Below are 26,989 nucleotides of genomic sequence, written 5' to 3'. Positions count from 1 at the left end.
GCCGCCGCCGCCCGCCGCCGACGCTGCGCCCCATAAGCCCGCCGCCCGGCGCCGATGCCGCGCCCCGCGGCTATGCAGCGCCCCCGCCCCGCCCCGCCGCGCCCGCTCGCCGCCGGCGCCGACGCCGCGCCCGTCAGCCCGCGGTCGCCGGCGCCGACGGCAGGACCGGACGCACCTGCGGAGCGGGTCGCGCCGCAGCCGGTGCCGCGGACCCCGTCGCAGGCTCGGATGCCGGTGCAGAGGACGGAACGGGAGCAGGCGACCACGTCGGTTTCTCCGCAGCCGCGGACGGCCCGGACGAAGCAGACGGCGAAGGCGAGGGCGCCGAAGGCGACGACGACGCGGACGGTGACTCCGACGGCGACTCCGACTCCTCCGTGTCCCACGGCTCGCCCATCACGTCCGCAGGCCCCTCCAGCGGCGGGTCGCCGAGCGACTCCCGTGCCGCGCGCGCCCGCGGCGCGAGCAGCGGAGAGAAGTGCGGGTTCGTCCGCAGCGCCTCGTCGATGTTGCGCCGGGCCGCCCCGTATTCGCCCAGCGTGCGCTGGATCTGCCCGAGGTGGTACGAGAACAGCGCGCTGCGCACTCCCTGGTTGTTGGCGAGCTTCGCGAACGGCAGACCGTCCTCCGGCCGTCCCGCCTTGTACAGCGCCCAGCCCATCGTGTCCGCGACCTCCACGCTCCGGTGGCCGCGCCGCCATTCGCCCTGCATACGGCGTACCGCGGCCGCCGGGTCGCCGTGGTCGGCCTCGTAGCGGGCCAGGACCAGATCCCCGTCGACGCCGTGCTCCCCGGCGCGGGTGACCTGCTTGCGCAGGAGCTCGTACCGGGTCGTGGCGTCCCCGTTCAGCCCCAGCGACTCGTACAACTCGCCTGCCTCCAGCAGGTACTCCGGCAGCGGCAGGTTCTTCAGGGCGATCTCGTAGTCGTGCAGCGCCTCGTCGGTGCGGTCGAGTGCGGCCAGGGCCCTGGCCCGTCCGACCAGCGACGGGTAGTGCTCGGGCACGGCCTTGAGCGCGTCGGTGTAGTGCCCGACCGCGTCTTCGGGCTCGCCCCGCTCCCAGGCCAGTTCGCCCTCCCGGTGCAGGGCCGTGGCCCGCTCGGTCGGGGTCCGGGAGTTCGCGGTGGCGCCGTACGCCAGCGCCGCGGCATCCTCGCGCCAGCCCCGGTTCCGGTAGACGGTCACCTCCCGCCCCTGCGCCTGCGGTCCGGAGTGCAGCTCCAGCAGCTTGTCCATGGCCTTGCCCGCGGCGCCGTACTTGCCGAGCCCGTGGTACGCGTCGATCAGGGCCGGATACACGGTCCAGCGCTTCGGCTTCTGCTTTCTGGCGCTCTCCGCGTATCCGCGCGCCCCGGCGAAGTCGTGCCGGGCGTTGGCCAGCTCGGCCAGCCCGACCAGCGCGTCGATGTTGCCCTTGGACGCCGGGAGCTCGCGCAGCGAGCGTCGCAGCGCGCGTTCCGCCTTCGGGTAGTGGTCCGTCCGCCCGAGCCGTGTCCCCCGTTCGACGTAGGCGGAGCCCAGTTGGGCCCACGACAGTGCGTCGTCCGGAAAGCCGCGGACGAGTTTCTCCCGGTCGCGGATCAGCACGTTCAGATCGGCGAGCGAGGGCGGCGCGCCGGTGTCGGACGCGGCGAGCGCCCGCGCCGCGGGCCCTGCCGCGGGCGGTGGGGCCTCCTTCTTCTCCCACCCGGGCGCGAGCATGATCACCCCGGTGACCAGTGCCGCGCCGACCAGCGTGCTGACAGCGGCGTTCTTCAGGGTTTTGCTCCTCATGGCGCTCACTGTGCGGCAGCACCCAGCCAATACGAAGAACACACTCTGACCCGTGGAACGGAACGCATACGGGTTCACACCGATGGCCCCGGGTGCGAGGCTGGGGATCATGAACGATCTCCTCGAGCGGCTGCGCACAGGCCTTCCCGCCGAAGCCCTCATCACCGACCCGGACGTCACCGCGTCGTACGGCAACGACATGGCGAGCTTCTGCGCGGCGGGCACTCCCGCGGTCGTCGTACTGCCGCGCACCGTCGAGCAGGTGCAGCACGTCATGCGCACCGCAACGGAACTGCGCGTGCCGGTCGTCCCGCAGGGCGCCCGTACGGGCCTTTCCGGCGCGGCCAACGCCTCCGACGGCTGCATCGTGCTGTCCCTGACCAAGATGGACCGGATCCTGGAGATCAGCCCGGTCGACCGGATCGCCGTCGTCGAACCGGGCGTCGTCAACGCCGTGCTCTCCCGCGCTGTGGGCGAGCACGGCCTGTACTACCCGCCGGACCCCTCCAGCTGGGAGATGTGCACGATCGGCGGCAACATCGGCACCGCCTCCGGCGGCCTGTGCTGCGTCAAGTACGGCGTGACGGCGGAATACGTCCTCGGGCTGAAGGTCGTGCTCGCCGACGGGCGGCTGCTGAACACCGGCCGGCGCACCGCCAAGGGCGTCGCCGGCTACGACCTGACGCGGCTCTTCGTCGGCTCCGAGGGCAGCCTTGGCATCGTTGTCGAGGCAGTCCTGGCGCTGCGCCCGCAGCCGCCGGCGCAGCTCGTGCTGGCCGCCGAGTTCCCCTCCGCGGCCACCGCCTGCGACGCCGTCTGCGCGATCATGGAGCGAGGCCACACCCCCTCACTGCTCGAGATCATGGACCGCACCACCGTCCACGCGGTCAACGAACTGGCCAACATGGGGCTCCCGGAGACGACGGAGGCCCTGCTCCTCGCCGCCTTCGACACACCGGATCCCGCGGCCGACCTGGCCGCCGTCGGCGCGCTGTGCGAGGCCGCCGGCGCGAGCGAGGTGGTGCCCGCCGACACCGTTGCCGAGTCCGAACTGCTGCTCCAGGCCCGCCGGATGTCGCTGACCGCACTGGAGACCGTCAAGTCGGCGACGATGATCGACGACGTCTGCGTACCGCGCTCGAAACTCGGCGCCATGATCGAGGGAACGGCCGCCATCGCGGAGAAGTACGACCTGACCATCGGCGTCTGCGCGCACGCAGGCGACGGCAACACCCATCCCGTCGTCTGCTTCGACCACCTCGATGCCGACGAGTCGCGCCGTGCCCGCGAGTCCTTCGACGAGATCATGGCGCTCGGCCTGGAACTGGGCGGAACCATCACCGGCGAACACGGCGTCGGCGTGCTGAAGAAGGAGTGGCTGGCCCGCGAACTCGGGCCGGTGAGCCTCGAGTTGCAGCGTGGCATCAAGCAGACCTTCGACCCGCTCGGCATCCTCAACCCGGGGAAGCTCTTCTGAGGCCGTGGCCGCCTCGGGCGTACGCACTCGACCGGCATGGACGGCGCCGATCAGACGTCGCCGTCCTGCGGGTCACCGGAGGGGCCGTGGGCGCGCAGCTCGTCCGCGCCGGCCGGCGCGAGCAGCTCGGCCAGGGCCTCGTCGATGCCGAGCCGCTCCGACTCCGAACCCGCGGGGACCATCCGCAGAGTCCGCTCCAGCCATGCGGAGACCGCCGACGACGGCGCCTCCAGCAGGGCGTCACCATCGGGTGAACTCAACGCCATGAGGATGACGCCGCGGCCCCCGTTCTTCGACGGCCAGACCCGTACGTCCCCCGTCCCGGCCGGCCGGAACACTCCTTCGACCAGCAGCTCGCGCGCGAACGTCCAGTCGACCGGATGGTCGGAGCCGAAGTGGAACACGATGTGCACGGCGTAGGGGTCCTGGGTCCGGTAGGTCATCCGGGCTGGGACGGGGATGCTGCGCTCGGGGGACAGCACCAGGTTCACTTCGAGCTCACGTTCCACCACGGTGTGCATGGCCACTTCCTTCCTGTACGCCTTCTGGGCGGCCCGCCGATCGGGCCTCACAGGAAGAGACAGGCTCCCGCCGTCACCATGACGCGTGTTTCGGTAATAACTTTCTGTGATGGCATCGTGACCGGAAAGTGGCCGTTACGGCAGGACCGGCCCAGCGGTGCGCGCGGGTCTGATAGATGTGGTGCCTTGAATTGAGGCCTCGAAGAGATACGGGACCACGGTGATGAGCGCCCCAACCCCGGCAACCGGCGACGGCAGCCCCACGCCCGGCTACTACCCGGACCCGTCCATTCCCGGATATGTCCGGTACTGGAACGGTGCGGCGTGGGTGCCCGGTACGAGCAGGCCCGCCCCGAAGGCGGGCGAGGCGATGCCCACGCCGCCCCACTCGGCGGCTTCCTCGGCTCCGGCCGTGGCGGCCCCCGCCCCGCCCGCGCCCACTGCCTCCATGGAGGAGACGGGACCGGTCTTCCTCGACGAGGAGCCCTCCGACGAGCCGTCGCGTCCCGAACCGGCGAGCGCCTGGCAGGCAGACGTCGCGCGCCAGGCCGGTTTCGGCGGCGACCTGGACAGCCGGGTGTCATGGGGCGGCACCGATCCCCGTACACCCGAGCGGCCGGTCGCGTCCGACCCGCGCCGGGCGGCCCCGTCCGACGCACCGTCCACGGACCCGACCGGGGGCAAGCTGCCCGGCATGCGCTCCGCGGGTCCGCAGGGCGGGCCCGCCGACGACGAGGCCCCCGGCGGGGTTCGCTCGCTGGGCGGCCCGGCCTCCGCCGGTGAGCCGCCGACGGACGGCACCGTCGCCATCCGCGCGCTGCGCCCCGGCGGTGCCGCCCCGTCAGGTGCGGGAACGAGTGCCGCCGCGGACAGCCCCCGCACGCCCGAACCGCAGCAGCCCGCCGAGAACACCGTCACCATCCGAGCCAGGCGGCCGGGCGGCTCCGCCCCGCAGGCCGACGGCACGATGACGATCCGTGCGCTCGGGGCGGACACGGAAGGGGCCGCGGCCCAGCAGGGTCCGGCCCAGCGCGCCCCGCAGGCCGGTGCGACCGCCCGGCCCCAGCCGCAGGCCCGGCCGACGCCCGCGCAGCAGGCCCAGGCACCTCAGGCCCAGGCACCCCAGGCCCAGTCGGCCGTGCCCCAGCAGCAGGCGCCCGCCCAGTCCCAGCCGCCCGTCACCACCAGCGCCGGCGGCGGCGCTGCGTCCTGGGCACAGCAGGTGCACCAGCTCGCCCAGTCCCCGGGGGACGACAACGAGCCCGTCCTGCCGTGGAAGCCGCCGGTCAACGACCCGTTCCTGGCCGCCGCGCAGGCCCAGGCGGCGGCCCGCCCCGCTGCTCTCGGCAAGCGTCTCGCCGCCCGCCTCATCGACACCGTGCTGCTCGGCGCGCTCGTCGGCGCCGTCGCCGTGCCGGTCTTCGACCAGGCGCGCACCCACATCGACGGCAAGATCGAGGCGGCGAAGCTGTCCGGCGAGACGGTGACCGTCTGGCTGCTCGACGCCACCACGGCGGGCCACATCGGCATCGTCCTCGGCGCCCTGCTCGTCCTCGGTCTGCTCTACGAGTCGCTGCCGACCGCCAGGTGGGGCCGGACCGTCGGCAAGAAGCTCTGCGGACTCAAGGTCGTGGACATCGAGACCCATGAGCCGCCGTCGTTCGGCGGCGCGCTGCGCCGCTGGCTCCTCTACAGCGTGCTCGGTGTGCTCGTGGTGGGCGTGCTCAATGTCCTGTGGTGCCTCTTCGACCGCCCGTGGCGGCAGTGCTGGCACGACAAGGCGGCGCACACGTTCGTGACCGGCTGACCCTCCTTCCGCTGCTTCCGCAACGGCTCCCGCGCAGGCGTTCCCCCGAACGCGCGCGAGCCGTTGCGGGGGCGTGGGGGGCAGGGTGCACTGCCCCCATGAGCAACGACCAGCCGCCGTCCGGCCAGCCGCCCGAGGACGACCCCTTCCGCAAGAAGGCCCAGGAACCGCAGGAACCGCAGGAGCCGCAGGGACCGCAGGAGCCCGGGGGGCCGACCCCGCCCCCGTCGGACGGCCCGACGCGCGGCGGCGGTTCGCCTTACGACTCTCCGCCCGGTGGTTCGGGCGGCACCGGCGGCCCGTACGGCGCGGGTGGTGCCGGCGGCCCGTACGGCGCGGGTGGTGCCGGCGGCCCGTACGGTGGCGCCGGAGGTCAGCCTCCGCCGTACGACGGGGGGGCGTACGGCGGCCCGTACGGAGGAGCCGACCCGCTCGCGGGCATGCCGCCGCTCGCCGACTTCGGCAAGCGCGTGCTGGCCCGGCTCATCGACATGATCATTGTTTTCGTGCCGCTGTTCCTCATCTCCCTGCTCTTCGGCGGCTTCGACGTGGCCACCGGCGGCGACGACTGGGACGACTTCGCGGACCAGGTGAACACCGGCCAGCAGTGGCTGTGGTCGTTGATCTCCCTTGTCGCGTACGTCGGTTACGACACCATCATGACGAAGATGGGCGGCCAGACCGTCGGCAAGAAGATCATGAAGCTGCGTGTCGCGATGCTCAACGACGGCAGGGTGCCCGACACCGGCTCCTCGCTGTTGCGCGCTGTCGTGCTGTGGGTGCCGGCGCTGGTGTGCTGCTTCTGCGTCTGGTGGCTGGTCATTCTCATCACCGTGTTCACCGACAAGCCGTACCGGCAGGGCCTGCACGACAAGGCGGGCAAGACGGTGGTGGTGTCAGCGGCGTAGCGAGTGCTCGCCGACCCTGGCCTCGGCGCCGGAGTGGGCGCGGGCGTCGGGTAGATGGTGGGTGGGACCGCCCGGGGCGGCGGAGGCGGCCGTTGCCCCACGGGCGGTTTCGGCCTGCGTGGTGCCGCGGCGAACGGGCAGAGCCAGAGCGACCAGCACTCCCAGCCCCAGAGAGGCGATTCCGATCGCGGCGACCGCGAAGCCGTTGGTCGTGCGGGTCAGCAGCAGGAGGGCGACCGTCGAGATGACGACGGTGGCCGAACCGGAGGCGAGCTGTGCGGCAGTCGGACGCGGCATGACGGTATCCGTCCTCGGGACAGGGGCAGGTCTGGAGTCTCTGGGACAGTTCGCACTGACACAGACTCTATGACGGTGGATGCCCCTGTCGAACGGGCAGTAAGCGTGACCTAACCCACGGTGCCGATGCATGGGGGGGCGCACGGGGTCATTCGACCGGCCAAGTGGCTTGAATTGTGCGCCTCTTGTCCCGATTCGACATCGTCCGTATAGCGGAGCTGTGCTCCTGCATAGTGCAGTTGGTATGTCCAAGTCAAGGACTGTCTTTTCTTCCGCAACTCCGGTCGAATGTCGTCACTTGAGACGCGTATACCGCGCGCGCGGATGACCCCACAAACCGGTCCGCGGCGGCGACGGAACGCGGGGGAGGACACCATCAAGTGACCAGCAAGCGACGGACGTTCAGAGCGTCCGCGGTGCTCGTGGCCCTTGCCGCGACCACCGCGACCGCGTCTGCGTTCACCAGTGCGCAGGCCGACGGCCAGAAGTCGTCGGACCCTGCGGGCATCGAGCGGCACGACCCGGCTCCCATCAAGGGCCACGTCGAGCACGACCTCGAGGGTCCGTTCAGCAAGCAGCAGGAACAGCAGCGCCAGGCGGCTCTCGAACAGGTCATCTCCGGCGACGCGACCGTGCAGTCGCGCGGCGGCTCCAAGGTGATCAAGCTCGACGACAAGAAGTACGTCGAGCTCGCCCGGGAGAAGACCGACAAGATCTTCACCATCCTCGTGGAGTTCGGCGACAAGGTCGACGACACCACGATGTTCGACCCGGACGGCGCCGAAGGCCCCAAGCCGCCGGTCAAGAAGTACGGCGGCACCCCCGGTCCGCTGCACAACAAGATCGCCGAGCCCGACCGGTCGAAGGACAACTCGACCGCCTGGCAGGCGGACTACGACCAGCAGCACTTCCAGGACCTCTACTTCGGCACCGGCAAGGACAAGGACGGCCGGCCGAAGCAGTCGCTGAAGACGTACTACGAGAAGGCCTCTTCCGGCCGCTACTCGGTCGACGGCACGGTCTCCGACTGGGTCAAGGTCGACTACAACGAGGCCCGTTACGGCTCGAACTACTGCGGCCAGTCCAACTGCGCCAACGCCTGGGACGCCGTCCGTGACGGCGTGAACGCCTGGGCCGCGGACCAGAAGGCCAAGGGCAGGACCGACGCCGAGATCAAGGCGACGCTCGCCGAGTACGACAAGTGGGACCGGTACGACCACGACGCCGACGGCAACTTCAACGAGTCCGACGGCTACATCGACCACTTCCAGTTCGTCCACGCCGGTGAGGACGAGTCGGCCGGCGGCGGCGCGGAGGGCCCGAACGCCCTGTGGGCGCACCGCTGGTACGCCTACGGCACCGACGCCGGCAAGTCCGGCCCGGAGAACAACAAGGCCGGCGGCACCCAGATCGGCAACACCGGCATCTGGGTCGGCGACTACACCGTGCAGCCCGAGAACGGCGGCCTCGGCGTCTTCGCCCACGAGTACGGCCACGACCTCGGCCTGCCGGACCACTACGACACCTCCGGCGCCGGCGAGAACTCGACCGGCTACTGGACCCTGATGTCGGCCGGCTCCTGGCTGGGCACCGGCAAGGACTCCATCGGCGACCTGCCGGGCGACATGACCGGCTGGGACAAGCTGCAGCTGGGCTGGCTCAACTACGAGACGGCGAAGGCGGCGACGAAGTCCACCCACACCCTGGGTGTGTCGGCGTACAACACCAAGAAGCCGCAGGCGCTCGTCGTCGAGCTGCCGAAGAAGCCCGTCACCACGACTGTCGTGAAGCCCTCCGAGGGCTCCAAGCAGTGGTGGAGCGACATGGGCGACGACCTCAAGAACACCCTGTCCCGTTCCGTCGACCTCACCGGCAAGGCGAAGGCCTCTCTGGAGCTCGACGGCTGGTGGGACATCGAGGCCGACTACGACTACCTCTACACCGAGGTGTCGACGGACGGCGGCGCCAACTGGACGCCGGTGGACGGGACGGCCGACGGCAAGGCCATCACCCGTGACGCGAGCGACAAGCCGGCGCTGACCGGCCCGTCGGGCGGTCACAAGAAGCTCGTCTACTCGCTGGACGCCTACGCGGGCAAGAAGGTCGACGTCCGCTTCCGTTACCAGACGGACGGCGGCGTGGCGGGCAAGGGCTTCGCGGCCGACGCCATCACGATCAAGGCCGACGGCGCACCGGTGTTCTCGGACAACGCCGAGGGCGAGGTCGAGGGTTGGACCGCGAAGGGCTTCAACCGCATCGGTGAGTCCTTCACGCTCGAGTACGAGCAGTACTACATCGCCGAGAACCGCCAGTACGTGTCGTACGACAAGACCCTCAAGGTCGGCCCGTACAACTTCGGCTTCAAGGCGCCCAAGGACGGCTGGGTCGAGCACTACCCCTACCAGAACGGTCTGATGATCTGGCAGTGGGACACCTCCCAGAAGGACAACAACACCAGCGCCCACCACGGGCAGGGTCTGATCCTTCCGGTCGATGCCCACGCCAAGCCCATGAAGTGGGCGGACGGCACGCTGCTGCGCAACAAGATCCAGACGTTCGACTCGTCGTTCAGCACGTACCGCACGGACAGCTTCTGGCTGCACAACGCGGACAAGCCGCAGTGGATCGCCTCGCAGCGCGGGAACCCGGTCTTCGACGACCGCAAGGGCGTCTACTGGTACGCAGAGAACCCGACGGGCAGCGTCAAGGTAACTGACACCAACACCAAGATCGCGATCGTCAAGGAGCCGCGCAACGGCGAGACGATCACCATCAAGGTTGGTCCGTCGACCAAGTAATCGACAACATCGCAGGTCAAAGCGTGATCGGCCGTCGCCCTCTAGCGGGCGGCGGCCGATCGTGTTTAGGTGCGTCTGACGAAGTCCTTATTGACAGTGAGCTCACGGGGGAGTGGTTCCGCATGCCCGGCGGAGGTTTCTGCAAGCTGCCGAACGGCAGCGTGGTCGTCGCGCTCAGCCTGCCGAACCCGGTCGGCGGCGAGGGAACGGTCCGCTTCCTGGTCCACGCACCGAACCGCGCGAGAGCACTGACGCGACTGCGCAACCTCGGGTTCAGAGCGGTGTATCTGCGGGGCAACGCGGAGCCGCCGACACCGGACGAGATCACGGCGGTGCTGCACCATCCGGACGGCCTGCTGTGGCGTCCGGACCGGAACACGACAGCAGAACTCTGGCACCCGGCCCGAGCCCTCCTCCGCCGCCCGGCATAGTCAGACCACCGGCTTGCCGGTCAGCTCCACGCCCGCTTCCCGCAGCTGCTCCAGCGCCCGCGTCGTCGTCGCCTCGGCGACCCCCGCCGTCAGGTCCAGCAGGACCTGTGTCGTGAAGCCCTCTCGTGCCGCGTCGAGTGCGGTGGCGCGGACGCAGTGGTCGGTGGCGATGCCGACCACGTCGACCTCGGTGACCTCGCGCGCGTGCAGCCACTCCGCCAGCGTCGAGCCGTTCTCGTCGGTGCCCTCGAAGCCGCTGTACGCCGCCGCGTACGCGCCCTTGTCGAAGACCGCCGAGATCGCGCCCGACGCGACGGCCGGCGCGAAATTGGGGTGGAAGCCGACGCCTTCCGTGCCGGCGACGCAGTGCCGCGGCCAGGAGTCGACGAAGTCGGGGTTGTCGGAGAAGTGGGCGCCCGGCTCGATGTGGTGGTCGCGGGTGGCGACCACGTAGCGGTAGCCCGGCTGGGCCTGACCGACCAGGTCGGTGATGGCGGCTGCGACGTCGGCACCTCCCGCCACCGCGAGGCTGCCGCCTTCGCAGAAGTCATTCTGAACGTCCACGACGATCAACGCGCGGTGCATGGCGGATGTCCTTCGGTGGGGAGGGAGGTCGGCGGGGGAGGTGGCGGAGTGGGACGAGCGGCTCGCACGCCCGGTGCGCACTGCCGCTCGCACGCCGGGCGTGAACTACCGAGCGTAGCCACTTGTCACGTCGCGCGGGAGGGGGCGTGGCACGCTCGTCACGGTGGGTGCGGACCGCGTGCCCATTCGCCCGCCGTTCATACGTACTCGGTCGGGATCACCTGCTCGCCCCGCGAGAGCTGGACCGCGGACAACGGCAGCTTGGCCCGTGCCGCGATGTGCCGTTCACGTGCCGCGTCCAGCGGCTCGCGGGCGACGACCTCGCCGCCCTTCACCAGCTCCACGAGCAGCTGGCGCTCGGCGAGCTCCGCCGGTACCTCGCCGACCCCGATGACCTCGGCCTCCGCGACTCCGTCCACGTCCAGGCGGCGCGCGGCCCACTTGCGGCCACCGACCGACAGTTTGCCGCCCAGCGACTTCTTGGCCACCGCCTGGAGCGGCGCCGCGGGACCCGCGGACTGGGCGCGCGCGACGAGCTTGTAGACCATCGAGCAGGTGGGGTGCCCGCTGCCGGTGACCAGCTGGGTGCCGACGCCGTACGCGTCGACCGGTGCGGCGGCCAGCGAGGCGATCGCGTACTCGTCGAGGTCCGAGGTGACGACGATCTTGGTGTCGACCGCGCCCAGCTCGTCCAGCTGCTGGCGCACCCGGTGCGCGACGAGCAGCAGGTCACCGGAGTCGATGCGGACGGCTCCGAGCTCGGGCCCGGCGATGTCGACGGCCGTACGGACGGCCTCCGCGACGTCGTAGGTGTCGACGAGCAGCGTGGTGCCCCGCCCGAGCGAGGCGACCTGCGCCTGGAAGGCACCGCGCTCGCTGTCGTGCAGCAGGGTGAAGGCGTGCGCGCTGGTGCCGACGGTCGGGATGGCGTAACGGAAGCCGGCCGCGAGGTCGGAGGTGGAGTCGAAGCCGCCCACGTACGCGGCGCGCGCGGCGGCGACCGCCGACAGCTCGTGCGTGCGGCGCGCGCCCATCTCGATGAGCCTGCGACCGCCCGCGGCCGTCGACATCCGTGAGGCCGCGGCGGCGATGGCCGAGTCGTGGTTGAGGATCGAGAGGATCACGGTCTCGAGGAGCACGCATTCGGCGAAGGAGCCCTCGACGCGGATGATCGGGGAACCGGGGAAGTACACCTCGCCCTCCGGGTAGCCCCAGATGTCGCCGCTGAAGCGGTAGTCGGCCAGCCATTTGAGCGTGGTCTCGTCGACGATGCGCCGCTCCCTGAGGAAGCCGAGGACGCCCGCCTCGAAGCGGAAGTTCTCCACGGCGTCCAGGACGCGGCCGGTTCCCGCCACCACGCCGTAGCGGCGGCCCTCCGGCAGGCGGCGGGTGAAGACCTCGAAGACACAGTGCCGTTCGGCCGTGCCGGCCTTCAGCGCCGCCTGCAGCATCGTGAACTCGTACTGGTCGGTGAAGAGCGCGGTCGACGGCACGTCCACCGGCAGCCCAAGGTCTGCTGTGTTCATGACTGCGATGCTAGCGCACATTTCGTCACTCTGACGAGATGTCGTGGCGGAAGGTTGCCGCAAGGCGGCGGGGCCGTTTGTGCGACGAGGGCCCTCGGGTGGCAGCATGGGTGGAGTGACTGTGCCCGTAGAGATCGAACGACCGGAGTCGGCCGAGGAGACGCACGCCATCCCCGAGCCGGACGTGCCCTGGGTGACGCTGGTGCACAACGACCCGGTCAACCTGATGAGCTACGTCACCTACGTCTTCCAGGCCTACTTCGGCTACTCCAAGGACAAGGCGCACAAGCTGATGCTCGACGTCCATCACAAGGGACGCGCTGTCGTCTCCAGCGGCAGCCGCGAGGAGATGGAGCGTGACGTGCAGGCGATGCACGGATACGGACTGTGGGCCACGCTCACCCAGGACCGCGGCTGATGAGCTCTCACTTCGAGCCGCTGACCGGCGGCGGGGCCGCCGCCCGCCTGGACGAGGTCGAGATCTCGATCCTGCGCTCCCTGACCGTCCAGCTGCTGGAGCTCATCGGGCCCGGCGACGAACCGGCGCGGGGGGAGGACCCGCTGGCCGCCCTGTTCGCGGAGGGTCCGAGCGAGCCGCCCACGGATCCGGCGCTCGCGCGCCTGTTCCCGGACGCCTACACCGACCCGGAGGCAGGGCCGCCGGACGAGGAACTGCGCGCCGCCTCCTCCGACTTCAGGCGCTACACCGAGACCGACCTGCGCACGAAGAAGCGCGAGGACGCCCTCGCGGTCGTACGGTCCCTCGACTCCCTCGCGCGGGACGGTGACGGCGGCGCCGTACTGGAGCTGGGCCTTGAGGACTGCCGGCACTGGCTCGGCGCGCTCAACGACCTGCGGCTGACCATAGGCACTCGCCTCGATGTCAGCGACGAGGACCAGAACGAGGACCTGTACCGCCTTCCCGACTCCGACCCGCGCAAGCCGATGGTCATGGCCTACCTCTGGCTGGGCGCGCTCCAGGAGACGCTCGTCGAGACCCTGATGCCCTGAGATCGGTGCATGGGGCACCTGTCGCCTCGTTCGCTCAGCGGATGCTCAAATCCGGATAACGATCCCGTCAATGGGGCCTCCCCGTTCCTCACTCCGCGTGTTCTTTGTCCGCTTCTACCTGTGACGTGGGCCACTTTCGCCGCAGTGGATCACTGCTGGGGCCGTGATACATCTTCACGATCGCTCGGGGACGCCACCCCTGTTTCCCGAGTGCGCTACAGCCGGCAGACCGCCGGTGGCACTCCATCCACATCCGGGGGGATCACGATCTGATCCGCAGCCGCGCGACGCAGCGGGCGCGGATCGGCATGGAGAAAGGCGCATCACCATGACCTCGGTGCAGGTCGACAAGCACACCGGCGACGAGGCCGGTGGCAACACTTCGCAAGAGGGCTACGAGCGTGGACTCGGGAGCCGCCAGGTCCAGATGATCGCCATCGGCGGAGCCATTGGCGTGGGCCTGTTCATGGGCGCCGGGGCGAACATCGCCAAGGCCGGACCCAGCATCATCCTGATGTACGCCCTCGCGGGTGTCGTCATCTTCTTCATCATGCGAGCGCTCGGCGAGCTGCTCCTCTACCGGCCCGTCTCCGGCTCCTTCGCCGAGTACGCCCGGGAGTTCCTCGGCCCGTTCTTCGGGTACGTCACCGGCTGGACGTACTGGCTGATGTGGATCGTCACCGGCATGGCCGAGCTGACCGCCGCCGCCATCTACATCCACTTCTGGTTCCCCGAGATCCCGCAGTGGGTCAGCGCCCTGGTCTTCCTGGTCGTGCTCTTCGGCGTCAACCTGATCTCGGTGAAGATCTTCGGTGAGGTCGAGTTCTGGTTCTCGATGATCAAGGTCACCGCGATCATCGGCATGATCGTGATCGGTCTCGGCGTCCTCACCCTCGGCTTCTCCGACGCCGGTGACACCGCCTCGGTCACCAACCTCTGGTCCTACAACGGGATCTTCCCCAACGGCATCGGTTCCAGCCTGATGACCCTCCAGGGCGTCATGTTCGCCTACCTCGCCGTCGAGCTCGTCGGCGTCACCGCGGGCGAGTCCGAGAACCCGGAGAAGACCCTTCCCAAGGCGATCAACACGCTGCCCTGGCGCATCATCATCTTCTACGTCGGCGCCCTGGTCGTGATCCTCTCCGTCGTGAAGTGGACCGAGTTCTCCGAAGGCGTGAGCCCCTTCGTCCACGCCTTCGAGAAGATCGGCATCCCGCTCGCCGCCGGCATCGTCAACTTCGTGGTGCTCACCGCGGCCCTGTCGTCCTGCAACTCCGGCATGTACTCCACCGGCCGCATGCTGCGCGACCTCGCCGCCAACGGCGAAGCCCCCAAGGCGCTCGGCAAGCTCAACGCCCGCCGCACCCCGGCCGTCGGCATCGCCGTCTCCGTCGCCCTCATGGGCATCGGCGTGGTCCTCAACTACGTCGTCCCGGAGAAGGCGTTCGGATACGTCGTGTCCGTGGCCACGGCCGCCGGCATCTGGACCTGGATGATGATCCTCGTCAGCCACATCCGCTACCGCTCGGCCGTGGACGCCGGACGACTGCGCGCCTCGTCCTTCCCCGCCCCCGGCGGCGCGCTCTTCAGCTGGGTCGCCCTGCTCTTCCTGGTCGGAGTGACCGCCATGGTCGCGCTCGACGAGGCAGGCCGGATCTCGCTCTACGTGGCAGCCGTCTGGGCCCTGGGCCTGGCCGTCGGCTGGCAGGTGCTGAAGCGGAAGAACCCGCAGATCGCCGACCGCGCACCGCGCGAGTACGCCAACACGTCCCACTGATCACGGCGTCGGCCGGCACCCGTCTCGGCGTCGGCCGATACCCGTCTCAACAGATGGCCTCCGGATCTCGTGTCCGGAGGCCATCTGCCTATCCTGTCGCTCATGCTGACCATCACCCAGGCCCTCTTCGACCAGATCGTCGCCCACGCCCGCGAGGACCACCCCGACGAGGCCTGCGGCGTCGTCGCCGGACCGGAGGGCTCCGGCCGCCCGGAGCGCTTCATCCCCATGCTGAACGCCGCTCGCTCGCCCACCTTCTACGAGTTCGACTCCGGGGACCTGCTCAAGCTCTACCGCGAGCTCGACGACCGCGACGAAGAGCCGGTGATCATCTACCACTCGCACACCGCGACCGAGGCCTACCCCTCCCGCACCGACATCAGCTACGCCAACGAGCCCGGCGCCCACTACGTCCTCGTCTCCACGGCGGACACCGACGGCGCGGGCCCCTTCCAGTTCCGCTCGTTCCGCATCGTGGACGGCGAGATCACCGAAGAGGACGTGCAGGTCGTCGAGGCGTACTAGGACCAGCCGCTGAGGGGCGTCCGGATCGCCGTCGCCCCGTCGCCCCGGCCGGCGTCCCGACGTCGCAGCCGCCCGCCGACGTCCGCGAAAACGGGGTCGCCGTACACCGTTCCACCGGCGCTCGGGCCATCGCCTGTCCGACCCCTGCCCGAATGGTGAGCCGTCGACGTCCAGGATGCGAGATCACACTCCGGGATCCGGACCGGGAATCGATACGATGACCGCATGGTTCCCCATGACGTGAGCGACAAGACGCCGAGCACCCTGCTGCTCGTGGCGCGGCTGCACGTCGACCTGTGCCGCCTCGCCAGCGCGATGTGTACGGCCCGCGCCGCGGCCTGACGGCCCAGCGCACCTCAGCCAGCACCACCCCCTCGCGCGGGGGCCACAGCCGCGCGCCCCTACGCCACCTTCCACAACAGGAGCCCACGCCATGGCCATCGAGGTCCGCATCCCGACCATCCTCCGCCCCTACACCGACGGCGCCAAGGCCGTCGAAGGCAACGGGGACACCCTCGCCGAGCTCTTCGCCGACCTCGAGTCCCGCCACAACGGCATCCAGGAGCGCATCGTCGACGGCGACCAGCTGCGCCGCTTCGTCAACGTCTACCTGAACGACGAGGACGTCCGCTTCCTGGACGGCATCTCCACCAAGCTCGCCGACGGCGACAACGTCACGATCCTGCCGGCCGTCGCCGGCGGCATGGTCTGATCGCTGATGCGATACGACTCCCCGCTCGCGGCCGTCGGCAACACGCCCCTGGTCCGGCTCCCGCGGCTGTCCCCCTCCGACGACGTCCGCGTCTGGGCCAAGCTCGAGGACCGCAACCCCACCGGCTCGATCAAGGACCGTCCCGCGCTCCACATGGTCGAGCAGGCGGAGAAGGACGGCCGCCTCACCCCGGGCTGCACCATCCTCGAGCCCACCAGCGGCAACACCGGCATCTCGCTGGCGATGGCGGCCAAGCTCAAGGGCTACCGCATCGTCTGCGTCATGCCGGAGAACACGTCGCAGGAGCGCAGGGACCTGCTCAAGATGTGGGGAGCCGAGATCATCTCGTCCCCCGCGGCCGGCGGCTCCAACACGGCCGTACGCGTGGCCAAGGAACTCGCGGAGCAGAACCCGTCCTGGGTGATGCTCTACCAGTACGGCAACCCCGACAACGCGGGCGCGCACTACGCCACCACCGGCCCCGAAATCCTCGCCGACCTCCCCTCCATCACCCACTTCGTGGCGGGACTCGGCACGACCGGCACGCTCATGGGCGTCGGCCGCTACCTGCGCGAGCAGAAGCCGGACATCAAGATCGTCGCCGCCGAGCCCCGCTACGACGACCTCGTCTACGGCCTGCGCAACCTCGACGAGGGCTTCGTCCCCGAGCTGTACGACGCCTCGGTCCTCACCAGCCGCTTCTCGGTCGGCTCCGCCGACGCCGTCACCCGCACCCGCGAACTCCTCCAGCAGGAGGGCATCTTCGCGGGCGTCTCCTCGGGCGCGGCCCTCCACGCCGCGATCGGCGTGGGGAAGAAGGCCGTCAAGGCCGGGGAATCGGCGGACATCGTCTTCGTGGTGGCCGACGGCGGCTGGAAGTACCTGTCGACGGGCGTCTACACGGCAGAGACCACGGAAGCGGCCATCGAGACACTGCAGGGCCAGCTCTGGGCCTAGCCGCGCCGCATCTGCGGGCCGGGTACCCCTCCACGGCGGACCGGCCGCAACTTCATACGAACCACCCGATGTCACCCCTCGTCCCGGCCCCGGGACGGGGGGTGACGTTACCCACAACACGGGGCGGCTGAGGAGCGACCAGCCCTTTCGCGCCTTACGCTCGACGGACCGCACGACATTCCGCCAGCCCTCCCCGTCAACGGAGGTTCCAGCTCCATGAAGCTCACCGTCGTCGGCTGCTCCGGGTCGTTCCCGTCCGCGGAATCGGCCTGCTCGAGCTACCTCGTAGAGGCCGACGGCTTCCGGCTGCTCCTCGACATGGGCAACGGAGCCCTCGGCGAGCTGCAGCGCCACTGCGGTCTCTACGACCTCGACGCCATCTTCCTCAGCCACCTCCACGCGGACCACTGCATCGACATGTGCGGGTACTTCGTCGCCCGCTACTACCGCCACGACGGCGGCCGCTGCGCCCCGATCCCGGTCCACGGCCCCGAGGGCACGGAACAGCGGCTGACCACGGCCTACGCCGACACCCCCTCCGCCTCCTCCATGAGCGAGGTGTTCGACTTCCACACGCTGAAGTCGGGACACTTCGAGATCGGCCCCTTCTCCGTACGCACGGAGAAGTTGGCGCACCCCGTGGAGGCGTACGGCATCCGGCTGGAGCACGGCGGCAAGACGCTGACGTACTCCGGCGACACCGGCGTGTGCGACGGGCTCGACGATCTCGCTCGCGGCGCGGACCTGTTCCTGTGCGAGGCGTCCTTCACCCACGGCAAGGAGGACATCCCGGACCTCCACCTCAACGGCCGCGAGGCAGGCGCGTACGCGCAGCGCGCGAACGCGGGCCGGCTGGTCCTCACCCACATCCCGCCGTGGACGGACCCCGCGCGGACCCTGGCGGACGCCAAGGCCGTGTACGGCGGTCCGACGGAGGTCGCCCACCCGGGCGCGGTCTTCGAGATCTGACCGCGCCGCGGACGAACGTCGAGTCCCCCCCGCCGCGGACGAACGCCGAAGCCCCCGCCCTGTGGAGCACAGGACGGGGGCTTCGGCGTTCCAGCGGGCCGTACGGCTTACTTCGCCTCGGCCTTCTGCAGTTCGGCGAGCTCCTCGTCGGACTCGCGGCCCGGAGTCGGCAGGTTGAACTTGGTGATCGCGAAGCGGAACACCACGTAGTAGACCGCCGCGAAGCACAGACCGACGAGCGCGAGGCCCCACGGGTTCGACGCAATACCCAGGTTCAGGAAGAAGTCGACCGCGCCGGCCGAGAAGCCGAAGCCGTCCTTCATGCCGAGAGCCCAGGTCAGAGCCATGGAGACACCGGTCAGCACCGCGTGGACCGCGTACAGCACCGGCGCGATGAACATGAACGTGAACTCGATCGGCTCGGTGACACCGGTGACGAACGAGGTGAGCGCGAGCGAGAACATCATGCCGCCGACGACCTTGCGGCGCTCGGGGCGGGCGCAGTGGACGATCGCGAGGCACGCGGCGGGCAGCGCGAACATCATGATCGGGAAGAAGCCGGTCATGAACTGTCCGGCCGAGGGGTCGCCGGCGAGGAAGCGGGCTATGTCGCCGCTCTTGCCCTCGTAGGTGCCGGCCTGGAACCACGGGAAGGAGTTCAGCAGGTGATGCATGCCGACCGGAATCAGCGCACGGTTGGCGACACCGAAGATGCCCGCGCCCACCGCGCCGGAGCCGACCAGCCATTCACCCAGGTTGTGCAGACCGGTGCCGAGCCAGGGCCAGATCAGGCCGAAGAGGATGCCGATGACCAGGCCCGCGAAGGCCGAGAGGATCGGGACGAGCCGGCGGCCGCCGAAGAAGCCTGCCCAGTCGGGCAGCTTGGTGCGGTAGAAGCGCTGGTAGAGCAGGGCCACGACGACGCCCATGACCACACCGCCGAGCACACCGGCGTTGACCGGGGCCTCGTTCATGACGATCTTGCCGTCGGCGACGGCGGCGACCTTCGGCAGGTTGCTGTCCGTGAACTGGGCCAGGACGTTCTTGAAGACCAGGTATCCGGTCACCGCGGCGAGCGCGGTGGAGCCGTCCGACTTCTTGGCGAAGCCGATCGCGATGCCGACGGCGAAGAGCAGCGGCATGTTGTCGAGCAGAGCGCCGCCACCGGCCGCCATGTAACCGGCGATCTTGGTGATGAACTCCGGGAACGACTCCTTGCCGAGCATGTCGGGCTGGCCGAAGCGCACCAGCAGCGCGGCGGCGGGCAGCACGGCGACGGGCAGCATCAGGCTGCGGCCGATGCGCTGCATGACAGCCATCGCACCCGCGCCCATCTTCTTCTTGTCCGCGCCGGGGGCGGCGCTGGCCGTGGTCATCAACATCCTCCAGTGGGCAAGGCGCCGCCAGAGGACAGACAACGGGGGAGGGCGGCGACTCAAAGGGGAAATGCGGCCGTGGTCTGGACCGCATGGTCTACACCATTGAGTGGTGTAGACCTGTTGTAGCACGGTGGGGTTGGATAAGGAACCTGCGAATTTCCGGGGCCGCATAACAATCAGGTCAATGCAGGCAAAGGCCTCCGGGCCCGCACGGGCTCCAAGGCCTCTGCCTCCCAGGTCGGGGCGCCTACTTCGTCGCCTCGCGCTCCATGTCCTGCTGGATCTCCTCCGGCTCGCGGCCAGGTGTAGGAATGTTGAACAAAGTGATCGCTGCCCTGAAGACCACGTAGTAGACCACCGCGAAACAGGCGCCGATCGGCAGGATCAGCCACGGCTTCGTGTCCAGGTGCCAGTTGACGACGTAGTCGATCAGCCCCGCCGAGAAGCTGAAGCCCGCATGCACGCCAAGGGCCCAGGTGATCGCCATCGACGCGCCCGTGAGCACGGCGTGCAGCCCGTAGAGCAGCGGCGCCACGAACATGAAGGAGAATTCGAGAGGCTCGGTCACTCCGGTGACGAACGACGTCAGGGCGACCGAGAACATGAGTCCGGCAACCCGCTTGCGGTGCTCGGGGCGGGCGCAGTGGGTGATGGCCAGGGCGGCGGCCGGGAGACCGAACATCATGATCGGGAAGAAGCCCGACATGAACAGCCCGGCGTCCGGGTCGCCCGCGAAGAAGCGCGTCAGGTCGCCCTGCACGATCGTGCCGTCGTCGTTGTACTCGCCCGCCTGGAACCAGAAGAACGTGTTCAGGAACTGGTGCATGCCGATCGGGATCAGCAGCCTGTTGGCGAGGCCGAAGATGCCCGCGCCCCACGCGCCCAGGTCGATCAGCCGCTTCGAGAAGGCGGTCAGCGCGTCGCCGATCGGGTCCCACAGCAGGCCGAACAGCACACCCAGAACACAGCAGAGGAACGCCATGATGATCGGGACCAGCCGGCGGCCGTTGAAGAAGCCCAGCCAGTCGACCAGCCTGGTGCGGTGGTAGCGCTGCCAGATCACGGCCGTCAGCAGACCGATCATGATGCCGCCGAGCACCCCCGGGTTCTGCGGAGTGCCGTCCGGCATCGCCTCCGTCACCGTGCCGTCGACCGGGAAGGCCTTGAGGACGTTGTAGTAGACGAGGAACCCGGCGACCGCGGCGAGGGCCGTGGAACCGTCGGCCTTCTTCGCGAAGCCGATCGCGACGCCGATGCAGAAGAGCAGGGGAAGGCCGAGGCTGCCGTCGAGGATGCCGCCGCCGCCCTTGATCAGGACCTCCGAGGTCCTGTCCCAGAACGGACCGTCCAGCGTGGCGCCGAAGAGGTTGCCGAGGCTGACCAGCAGGCCGGCCGCGGGAAGGACGGCGACCGGCAGCTGGAGGCTGCGGCCGATCTTCTGGAGGCCCTGGAAGAGTCCGTTCCACCACTTCTTCCGCGGCGGGGCCGCGCTCTCGGCGCTCATCGGTCCTCCCGGAACAGGCCTGGTTTGGCAGGTGCTGCAGACTGGTGTAGACCAGTTGCGATACGGTCCCCGGAGGCCGGTCGCGAGACGCGGCACCGGTGATCGTCATCTTTAGGTACAAGACGGTTACTCGCCCGTGAAGATGGGCCAACCGTGCGTTACCGTGACAAACCAGACCTACGGTGGGCCGAGACGGTGGGCCGCGACAGCGCTCAACGCTCCGAACGCAGGGAGAAAGACATGGCCAGCAAGGCTGAGAAGATCGTCGCCGGGCTCGGCGGCATCGACAACATCGAGGAGATCGAGGGCTGCATCACCCGCCTCCGTACCGAGGTCTCCGACCCCAGCCTCGTCGACGAAGCCGCCCTCAAGGCCGCCGGCGCCCACGGCGTCGTCAAGATGGGCACCGCGATCCAGGTCGTCATCGGCACCGACGCCGACCCCATCGCCGCCGACATCGAAGACATGATGTGAACTGAACGGCAAGCCGCCGGCCACCCTGCCGGCCGTCGCGCCCCGAGGGGCCTGATTCCGACCGACCGGAACAGGCCCCTCACCCATGTGCCGATAGGCTCGGAACCATGTCTCGAATCGACGGCCGCACCCCCGAACAGCTCCGCCCGGTCACCATCGAACGCGGATGGAGCAAGCACGCCGAGGGCTCCGTCCTCATCTCCTTCGGAGACACCAAGGTCTTCTGCACCGCCTCCTTCACCGAAGGCGTCCCCCGCTGGCGCAAGGGCAGCGGCGAAGGCTGGGTCACCTCCGAGTACTCGATGCTGCCCCGCTCCACCAACACCCGCGGCGACCGCGAATCCGTACGCGGCAAGATCGGCGGCCGCACCCACGAGATCAGCCGGCTCATCGGCCGCTCCCTGCGCGCCGTGATCGACTACAAAGCCCTCGGCGAGAACACCATCGTGCTCGACTGCGACGTCCTCCAGGCCGACGGCGGCACCCGCACCGCCGCCATCACCGGCGCCTACGTCGCCCTCGCCGACGCCGTCACCTGGGCCCAGGGCAAGAAGCTGATCAAGGCCGGCCGCAAGCCCCTCACCGGCACTGTCGCCGCCGTCAGCGTCGGCATCGTCGACGGCACACCGCTTCTCGACCTCTGCTACGAAGAGGACGTCCGCGCGGAGACCGACATGAACGTCGTCTGCACCGGCGACGGCCGCTTCGTCGAGGTCCAGGGCACCGCGGAGGCCGAACCCTTCGACCGCAAGGAGCTCAACGCCCTCCTCGACCTCGCCACCGGCGGCTGCGCCGACCTCGCCGCCCTCCAGGTCGAAGCCCTCGGGTAAAGCCCGCGGGTGATGCCGTCGGGCGAAGCCCCCGGGAAGGCCCGCGGGAAGGCCCACGGGAAAGCCCTCGGGTAAAGAAGCAACCAAGAAGCCCTCAGCGGGCGTCGTCACTGATACGGGCGCACGGGCCGAACCGTGCGCCCGTCCGTATCCGGGGAGGACCGTACCGAATGACTGCGCGCCGCCGCATCGCACTCACCATCGCCACCGCTGCCCTGATCCTGCCCGCGGCCGTCGGCTGCGGCGCCCTCGACAAGGCACTCGAATGCGTCGAGACCGCCGACTCGATAGCCACCAGCGTCGGCAACCTCCAGGACGCCGTCGCCACCGGCACCGAGGACCTGACACAGGCCAAGGAATCGCTCGACGCCATCGACCGCGAACTGAAGAACCTCGGCGACAAGACCGACAACGCCGACCTCAGCAAGGCCGTCGACGACCTCGGCGCCGGCGTCGAATCCGTCCGCAAGGCCATCGAAAGCGGCGACACCACCCCCGACATCAAGCCGGTCACCGACGCCGCCACCGAAATCGGCAAGGTCTGCACGCCCGGATAATCAAGGGCATGACCCGACTGATCCTCGCCACCCGCAACGCCGGAAAGATCACCGAACTCAAGGCGATCCTCGCCGACGCAGGGCTCACCCATGACCTCGTCGGCGCGGACGCCTACCCGGAGATCCCCGACGTCAAGGAAACCGGCGTCACCTTCGCCGAGAACGCCCTCCTCAAGGCCCACGCCCTCGCCAAGGCCACCGGCCTGCCCGCCGTCGCCGACGACTCCGGCCTCTGCGTCGACGTCCTCGGCGGCGCGCCCGGCATCTTCTCCGCGAGGTGGTCCGGCCGCCACGGCGACGACAAGGCCAACCTCGACCTGCTGCTGGCCCAGCTCTTGGACATCGACACCCCCCACCGCGCCGCCCACTTCGCCTGCGCGGCGGCCCTCGCCCTCCCGGACGGCACGGAACGCGTCGTGGAAGGCCGCCTCCTCGGCACCCTCCGCCGCACCCCGCACGGCACGAACGGCTTCGGCTACGACCCGATCCTCCAGCCGGAGGGCGAGACCCGTACCTGCGCGGAGCTCACACCGGAGGAGAAGAACGCGATCAGCCACCGGGGGAAGGCGTTCCGGGCGCTGGTGCCGGTGGTGAAGGAACTGCTGGGCTGACGTCGGTGCAGGGCAACGGCTCGGCTCGCGGGATTCGCGGGCCGAGCCGTCGGCTTTGTGCGCCCGGTCGGATTCGAACCGACAAACACGACCACCTAAAGATCGCCGCTCGCCCTTGGCGTACGGACGCGTGCACCGCGTCCACTTTACTGGTCCGGGACGGCGTCGGTGAGCGGGCTCGGATTATGGGTCCCGTCGCTTGCCGCCTCGGCACCATGTGCTGGTGATCGCGTGGCAGTTGGGGCACAACAGCCGCAGGTTCTCAGGCCGGTCGTCGCTCCAATCACCGTTGACATGGTCGACCTCCAGCGTCATGGGTCGACCGAGCCACTCCGGACCGGTCCCGCACTCGTTGCAACGCTCGGGTACGCCTGCTTCGCTCAGCGCACGACGGAGACAAGCGGTCTTCGTACGACGCCTGCCGCTGTGCTTCACCAGGACCTCTGCGGCCGTCCTTGCCGCCGGGCCGGGTTTGCCTTTCTGGTGTGCCTGCCCCAGGAAGTGCGAGGTGTCGATCCCGTACTCGTCTGTCAAGCGGCGAAAGAGCGCACGCAGTCTGGTGTTGTCGGGGCGTTGCAGGGCACGCAGCGCCCCGGCGACGGAGACCGACTGCGAGATCGCGGCACGCAACTCGTCGGGGCCGGGGGGTTGTTTGGCCCCGTGAGGCCCACGGCGCGGTCGGGGGAAGTGCGAAACGTCAATGCCGTAGTGCTCGAAACGCCTGAGCAGATGGCGCCGCAGATTCTGGTACGGCTGTGTGCCCAGGAAGGCGATCACTTCGTCGATGTCGGCGCACTGGTCAGCGGCCTTCGCGAGCAACTCACGCGTGTAGCGGCGAGTCTCGCTCATGCCTCCGCTCCCGCCTCTCGTGAGGCGACGTTGCGCCGCCCCTTCGACCTGCCGCGATATGTGTCGGTTGACGAGTGACAGTTCGGGCACAGCAGGCGCAGATTGTCCGGGCGATTGTTCCGCCAGTTTCCGTCCACGTGGTCCACCTCAAGGGGCAGGGGCCGGCCACGCCAGAGCGGCTCGGTGCCGCAGCCTGCGCAGCGTTCCCGGACTCCGAGTGCGGCCATGGCTTGCTTCAGCCGTTCGCTGGGAACGCGGCGGGCAGTTCCGGGCTCCTGTGCCACCAGAAGCGTCTGCGGGGTCCGGCGGTTCCTCGTTCTCCCGCGCCTCGTCGGGCTCTTCGGATCCACCCGCAGTTTCACCAGTGCCTCGCTCAGCGTCCGCGACGACGTCGCCGCTTCGGCCAGCCGCTCCCGTGTGTACGGACTCCTTGCCATCGCCCCCTCCGTCCCGGCCGCGGGTTCGCGGTCTCGTACGGAGTAACGAACCGTTTATCGGACAGTCACGCCCAATAAACGGAACGACCCGCCCCAATTGCCGGGCGGGCCGTTCCGTTGCGGAACCGGTCAGAACTTCGGTTCCGGGGCTGCCGCCAGGACCATTTCGGCGGCCTCCTCCTTCGAGGACACCGAGGGCGGGGAGCCGTCCAGGGGCCGCTGGGCGGTTTCCTTCATGCAGGCCACCGCGATCACGCCGACCAGTGCCGCCGCCATCGAGTAGTAGGCCGGCATCAGGTTGTTGCCGGTCACGCTGATGAGAGCGGTGATCACGAGCGGGGTGGTGCCGCCGAAGAGGGAGGCGGAGAGGTTGTAGCCGACGGACAGGGAGCCGTAGCGGACGTGCGTCGGGAAGAGGGCCGGGAGGGCCGCCGACATCGTGCCGAGCAGGCAGACCAGGGAAAGGCCGAGCATCAGCATGCCCGCCGTCATCGCCGGGATGCTTCCCTGTCCGATCAGTACGAACGCCGGCGCCGACAGGAACAGGAAGCCCAGCATTCCGGCCATCAGGAGCGGCTTGCGGCCGAAGCGGTCGTTCAGGCGGCCCACCTGGTTGATGATCAGCATCAGGAAGACCATGACGCCGATCAGGATGAGCAGGCCGTGGGTCTCGCTGTAACCGAGCTCGTCGGACAGGTAGGTCGGCATGTACGACAGCAGCATGTAGTCGGTGATGTTGTACGCGCCGACGAGGGCGATGCACAGGATCAGCGTCGGCCAGTACTTGCGGAAGATGTCGGCGAGGTCGCCCTTGGCCGTCGTCTCGACGGTGTCGGCGGCCTCCGAGGCGTGCGCGGACTCCGCTTCGAGCTTCTGGAAGGCGGGTGTCTCGTCGAGCTTCAGCCGCAGGTAGACACCGACGAGGCCGAGCGGGGCGGCGACGAGGAAGGGCAGGCGCCAGCCCCAGGCCTCCATGGTGTCGTTGCCGAGCCACGCGGTGAGGAGCGTGACCAGGCCGGCCGCTCCGACGTAACCGGCCAGTGTGCCGAACTCGAGGAAGCTGCCGAAGAAGCCGCGTCGCTTGTCGGGGGCGTACTCGGCGATGAAGGTGGAGGCGCCGCCGTACTCACCGCCGGTGGAGAAGCCCTGCACGAGGCGGAACAGGATCAGCAGGACCGGTGCCCAGAAGCCGATGGTGGCGTACGACGGGATGAGGCCGATGGCGCCCGTGCCGATCGCCATCATGATCATCGTGGCGGCGAGTACCTTCTTGCGGCCGATCTTGTCGCCCAGCGGGCCGAAGACCATGCCGCCGAGCGGGCGAACGAGAAAGGCGACCGCGAAGGTCGCGAAGGAGGAGAGCAGCTGGACCGTTTCGTTCCCGGAGGGGAAGAAGACATGGCCGAGGGTGACGGCCAGGTAGCTGTAGATGCCGAAGTCGAACCACTCCATGGCGTTGCCCAGCGAGGCCGCTTTGACCGCCCGCTTGACCGCCGCTTCGTCGGTGACGGTGATGTCCGTGCGACGGAGCCTGGGGTTCTTCCGCTGTTTGATCGTGCGGAAGAGTACGGGGTGGCGTCTGACCGCTGCGGGATCGGCCGTCGGCTTCTGGCCGCGTTCCGCCATGACGGTTTCCTTTCGTGGACTCCTGTTCCAAGAAAATCGTCTGCTCGATCACGGAGTCCGCAAACCGAAGCCCCACAAATGGGACTTCGGTCACACAGCGTGAGGTGCGGCCAGAAGGGCGCTGCGAGGCCGGCCGAAGCGGGGCGGGGTCAGATCCCGAGGTCCTTGATGATCTTTGCGACATGGCCGGTCGCCTTGACGTTGTACAGGGCGCGCTCGACCTTGCCGTCCTCGTCGACGACGACCGTGGAGCGGATCACTCCCGTCACGGTCTTGCCGTAGAGCTTCTTCTCGCCGAAGGCGCCGTACGCCTCGAGGACCTCCTTGGAGGGGTCGCCGACGAGCGTGACCTTGAGGTCTTCCTTCTCGCGGAACTTCGCGAGCTTCTCCGGCTTGTCCGGTGAAACGCCGATGACCTCGTAGCCGGCGCCGGCCAGCAGCTCGAGGTTGTCGGTGAAGTCGCAGGCCTGCTTGGTGCAGCCGGGTGTGAGGGCGGCGGGGTAGAAGTACACGATCACCTTGCGGCCCTTGTGGTCGGCGAGCGAGACCTCGTTGCCGTCGGCGTCGGGCAGGGTGAAGGCGGGGGCGGTGTCGCCGGGCTGGAGTCGCTCGCTCATGGTTCTCCTCGGTGGTTCCTCGATGGGCGC

28 protein-coding genes and 1 tRNA gene are annotated in these 26,989 nt (G+C 69.3%); 17 read left to right on the top strand and 12 right to left on the bottom strand.

Annotated elements, in window-relative coordinates:
• Positions 1-133: 133 nt before the first annotated feature.
• Positions 134-1,774, bottom strand: a complete 1,641-nt coding sequence (locus ABZ070_RS06455; RefSeq protein WP_356630578.1) for a tetratricopeptide repeat protein — start codon at positions 1,772-1,774, stop codon at positions 134-136.
• Between the two features lie 109 nt (positions 1,775-1,883).
• On the opposite strand from ABZ070_RS06455, the gene ABZ070_RS06450 reads away from it, so the two are divergent.
• A complete protein-coding gene (locus ABZ070_RS06450; protein WP_356630576.1) occupies positions 1,884-3,251 on the top strand; it encodes an FAD-linked oxidase C-terminal domain-containing protein in 1,368 nt (455 codons plus the stop codon).
• 50 nt (positions 3,252-3,301) lie between these two features.
• Here the strand turns inward: ABZ070_RS06450 and ABZ070_RS06445 are convergent, their stop codons facing one another.
• Complete coding sequence (locus tag ABZ070_RS06445; protein WP_356630574.1) at positions 3,302-3,772, bottom strand: SsgA family sporulation/cell division regulator; 471 nt, start codon at positions 3,770-3,772, stop codon at positions 3,302-3,304.
• 223 nt (positions 3,773-3,995) lie between these two features.
• Here ABZ070_RS06445 and ABZ070_RS06440 point away from each other — a divergent pair, with 223 nt between their 5' ends.
• Positions 3,996-5,579: an RDD family protein gene (locus ABZ070_RS06440; RefSeq protein ID WP_356630572.1), complete on the top strand. Its 1,584-nt coding sequence runs from the start codon at positions 3,996-3,998 to the stop codon at positions 5,577-5,579.
• A gap of 98 nt (positions 5,580-5,677) precedes the next feature.
• Positions 5,678-6,487, top strand: a complete 810-nt coding sequence (locus ABZ070_RS06435; RefSeq protein ID WP_356630570.1) for an RDD family protein — start codon at positions 5,678-5,680, stop codon at positions 6,485-6,487.
• On the opposite strand, the gene ABZ070_RS06430 is transcribed toward ABZ070_RS06435, so the two are convergent.
• A complete protein-coding gene (locus ABZ070_RS06430; protein WP_356630568.1) occupies positions 6,476-6,784 on the bottom strand; it encodes a hypothetical protein in 309 nt (102 codons plus the stop codon). The two genes, ABZ070_RS06435 and ABZ070_RS06430, sit on opposite strands and share 12 nt — an antisense overlap.
• Positions 6,785-7,164: 380 nt before the next feature.
• Between ABZ070_RS06430 and ABZ070_RS06425 the strand changes: the two genes are divergently transcribed.
• Together ABZ070_RS06425 and ABZ070_RS06420 are read left to right on the top strand one after the other, a co-directional pair.
• On the top strand, positions 7,165-9,582 hold the full coding sequence (locus tag ABZ070_RS06425; protein WP_356630566.1) for an immune inhibitor A domain-containing protein: 2,418 nt from the start codon (positions 7,165-7,167) through the stop codon (positions 9,580-9,582).
• Between the two features lie 122 nt (positions 9,583-9,704).
• Positions 9,705-10,013: a hypothetical protein gene (locus ABZ070_RS06420; protein ID WP_356630564.1), complete on the top strand. Its 309-nt coding sequence runs from the start codon at positions 9,705-9,707 to the stop codon at positions 10,011-10,013.
• Here the strand turns inward: ABZ070_RS06420 and ABZ070_RS06415 are convergent, their stop codons facing one another.
• Positions 10,014-10,598, bottom strand: coding sequence for an isochorismatase family protein (locus ABZ070_RS06415; RefSeq protein ID WP_356630562.1), 585 nt, complete (start codon positions 10,596-10,598; stop codon positions 10,014-10,016).
• 197 nt (positions 10,599-10,795) lie between these two features.
• Positions 10,796-12,124 (bottom strand): nicotinate phosphoribosyltransferase, encoded by a 1,329-nt coding sequence (locus tag ABZ070_RS06410; protein ID WP_356630560.1) that lies wholly within the window; start codon positions 12,122-12,124, stop codon positions 10,796-10,798.
• Between the two features lie 106 nt (positions 12,125-12,230).
• Here ABZ070_RS06410 and clpS point away from each other — a divergent pair, with 106 nt between their 5' ends.
• The 8 genes from clpS to ABZ070_RS06370 all read left to right on the top strand — a co-directional run bounded on the left by clpS (position 12,231) and on the right by ABZ070_RS06370 (position 18,075).
• Positions 12,231-12,542, top strand: coding sequence for an ATP-dependent Clp protease adapter ClpS (clpS, locus tag ABZ070_RS06405; RefSeq protein WP_356630558.1), 312 nt, complete (start codon positions 12,231-12,233; stop codon positions 12,540-12,542).
• Positions 12,542-13,135 carry a DUF2017 domain-containing protein gene (locus ABZ070_RS06400; protein WP_356630556.1) on the top strand — a complete coding sequence of 198 codons (594 nt, stop codon included), beginning with the start codon at positions 12,542-12,544 and terminating at the stop codon, positions 13,133-13,135. The genes clpS and ABZ070_RS06400 overlap by 1 nt, the downstream gene beginning before the upstream one ends.
• A gap of 328 nt (positions 13,136-13,463) precedes the next feature.
• Entirely contained in the window at positions 13,464-14,912 is a 1,449-nt protein-coding gene (locus ABZ070_RS06395) for an amino acid permease (RefSeq protein WP_356630554.1), read from the top strand.
• 102 nt (positions 14,913-15,014) lie between these two features.
• On the top strand, positions 15,015-15,437 hold the full coding sequence (locus ABZ070_RS06390; RefSeq protein WP_356630552.1) for a M67 family metallopeptidase: 423 nt from the start codon (positions 15,015-15,017) through the stop codon (positions 15,435-15,437).
• A gap of 225 nt (positions 15,438-15,662) precedes the next feature.
• Positions 15,663-15,779, top strand: a complete 117-nt coding sequence (locus ABZ070_RS06385) for a putative leader peptide (RefSeq protein ID WP_356630550.1) — start codon at positions 15,663-15,665, stop codon at positions 15,777-15,779.
• Between the two features lie 91 nt (positions 15,780-15,870).
• Complete coding sequence (locus ABZ070_RS06380; protein WP_356630548.1) at positions 15,871-16,149, top strand: MoaD/ThiS family protein; 279 nt, start codon at positions 15,871-15,873, stop codon at positions 16,147-16,149.
• Between the two features lie 6 nt (positions 16,150-16,155).
• On the top strand, positions 16,156-17,106 hold the full coding sequence (locus tag ABZ070_RS06375; RefSeq protein ID WP_356630546.1) for a cysteine synthase: 951 nt from the start codon (positions 16,156-16,158) through the stop codon (positions 17,104-17,106).
• A gap of 216 nt (positions 17,107-17,322) precedes the next feature.
• Positions 17,323-18,075, top strand: coding sequence for an MBL fold metallo-hydrolase (locus tag ABZ070_RS06370; RefSeq protein WP_356630544.1), 753 nt, complete (start codon positions 17,323-17,325; stop codon positions 18,073-18,075).
• Between the two features lie 107 nt (positions 18,076-18,182).
• On the opposite strand, the gene ABZ070_RS06365 is transcribed toward ABZ070_RS06370, so the two are convergent.
• A complete protein-coding gene (locus tag ABZ070_RS06365) occupies positions 18,183-19,451 on the bottom strand; it encodes a PTS transporter subunit EIIC (RefSeq protein ID WP_356630542.1) in 1,269 nt (422 codons plus the stop codon).
• 250 nt (positions 19,452-19,701) lie between these two features.
• Positions 19,702-20,958: a PTS transporter subunit EIIC gene (locus tag ABZ070_RS06360; RefSeq protein WP_356630540.1), complete on the bottom strand. Its 1,257-nt coding sequence runs from the start codon at positions 20,956-20,958 to the stop codon at positions 19,702-19,704.
• A 195-nt stretch (positions 20,959-21,153) separates the two neighbouring features.
• On the opposite strand from ABZ070_RS06360, the gene ABZ070_RS06355 reads away from it, so the two are divergent.
• The 4 genes from ABZ070_RS06355 (at position 21,154) to rdgB (ending at position 23,430) form a co-directional block, all read left to right on the top strand.
• Positions 21,154-21,432: a PTS glucose/sucrose transporter subunit IIB gene (locus tag ABZ070_RS06355; protein ID WP_356630538.1), complete on the top strand. Its 279-nt coding sequence runs from the start codon at positions 21,154-21,156 to the stop codon at positions 21,430-21,432.
• Positions 21,433-21,539: 107 nt separating this feature from the next.
• Positions 21,540-22,262 carry a ribonuclease PH gene (rph, locus tag ABZ070_RS06350; protein ID WP_356630536.1) on the top strand — a complete coding sequence of 241 codons (723 nt, stop codon included), beginning with the start codon at positions 21,540-21,542 and terminating at the stop codon, positions 22,260-22,262.
• A gap of 170 nt (positions 22,263-22,432) precedes the next feature.
• A complete protein-coding gene (locus ABZ070_RS06345; RefSeq protein ID WP_356630534.1) occupies positions 22,433-22,819 on the top strand; it encodes a hypothetical protein in 387 nt (128 codons plus the stop codon).
• Between the two features lie 8 nt (positions 22,820-22,827).
• Positions 22,828-23,430 carry an RdgB/HAM1 family non-canonical purine NTP pyrophosphatase gene (rdgB, locus tag ABZ070_RS06340; RefSeq protein WP_356630532.1) on the top strand — a complete coding sequence of 201 codons (603 nt, stop codon included), beginning with the start codon at positions 22,828-22,830 and terminating at the stop codon, positions 23,428-23,430.
• 58 nt (positions 23,431-23,488) lie between these two features.
• On the opposite strand, the gene ABZ070_RS06335 is transcribed toward rdgB, so the two are convergent.
• The 5 genes from ABZ070_RS06335 to bcp all read right to left on the bottom strand — a co-directional run bounded on the left by ABZ070_RS06335 (position 23,489) and on the right by bcp (position 26,959).
• A tRNA-Leu gene (locus ABZ070_RS06335) sits at positions 23,489-23,560 on the bottom strand.
• Positions 23,561-23,613: 53 nt separating this feature from the next.
• Positions 23,614-24,279 carry an HNH endonuclease signature motif containing protein gene (locus tag ABZ070_RS06330; RefSeq protein ID WP_356630530.1) on the bottom strand — a complete coding sequence of 222 codons (666 nt, stop codon included), beginning with the start codon at positions 24,277-24,279 and terminating at the stop codon, positions 23,614-23,616.
• On the bottom strand, positions 24,276-24,716 hold the full coding sequence (locus ABZ070_RS06325) for an HNH endonuclease signature motif containing protein (protein ID WP_356630528.1): 441 nt from the start codon (positions 24,714-24,716) through the stop codon (positions 24,276-24,278). The genes ABZ070_RS06330 and ABZ070_RS06325 overlap by 4 nt, the downstream gene beginning before the upstream one ends.
• A gap of 129 nt (positions 24,717-24,845) precedes the next feature.
• Positions 24,846-26,342 (bottom strand): glycine betaine/L-proline transporter ProP, encoded by a 1,497-nt coding sequence (proP, locus tag ABZ070_RS06320; RefSeq protein WP_356630526.1) that lies wholly within the window; start codon positions 26,340-26,342, stop codon positions 24,846-24,848.
• 149 nt (positions 26,343-26,491) lie between these two features.
• Entirely contained in the window at positions 26,492-26,959 is a 468-nt protein-coding gene (gene bcp / locus ABZ070_RS06315) for a thioredoxin-dependent thiol peroxidase (protein WP_356630524.1), read from the bottom strand.
• Between the last annotated feature and the right edge of the window lie 30 nt (positions 26,960-26,989).

Origin of the sequence: Streptomyces sp. NPDC006283, from assembly GCF_040613325.1 — a bacterium.
Lineage (GTDB): Bacteria > Actinomycetota > Actinomycetes > Streptomycetales > Streptomycetaceae > Streptomyces.
Note: the sequence above shows the minus strand (reverse complement) of the source record. Positions and strands in the feature narration are given on the sequence as shown.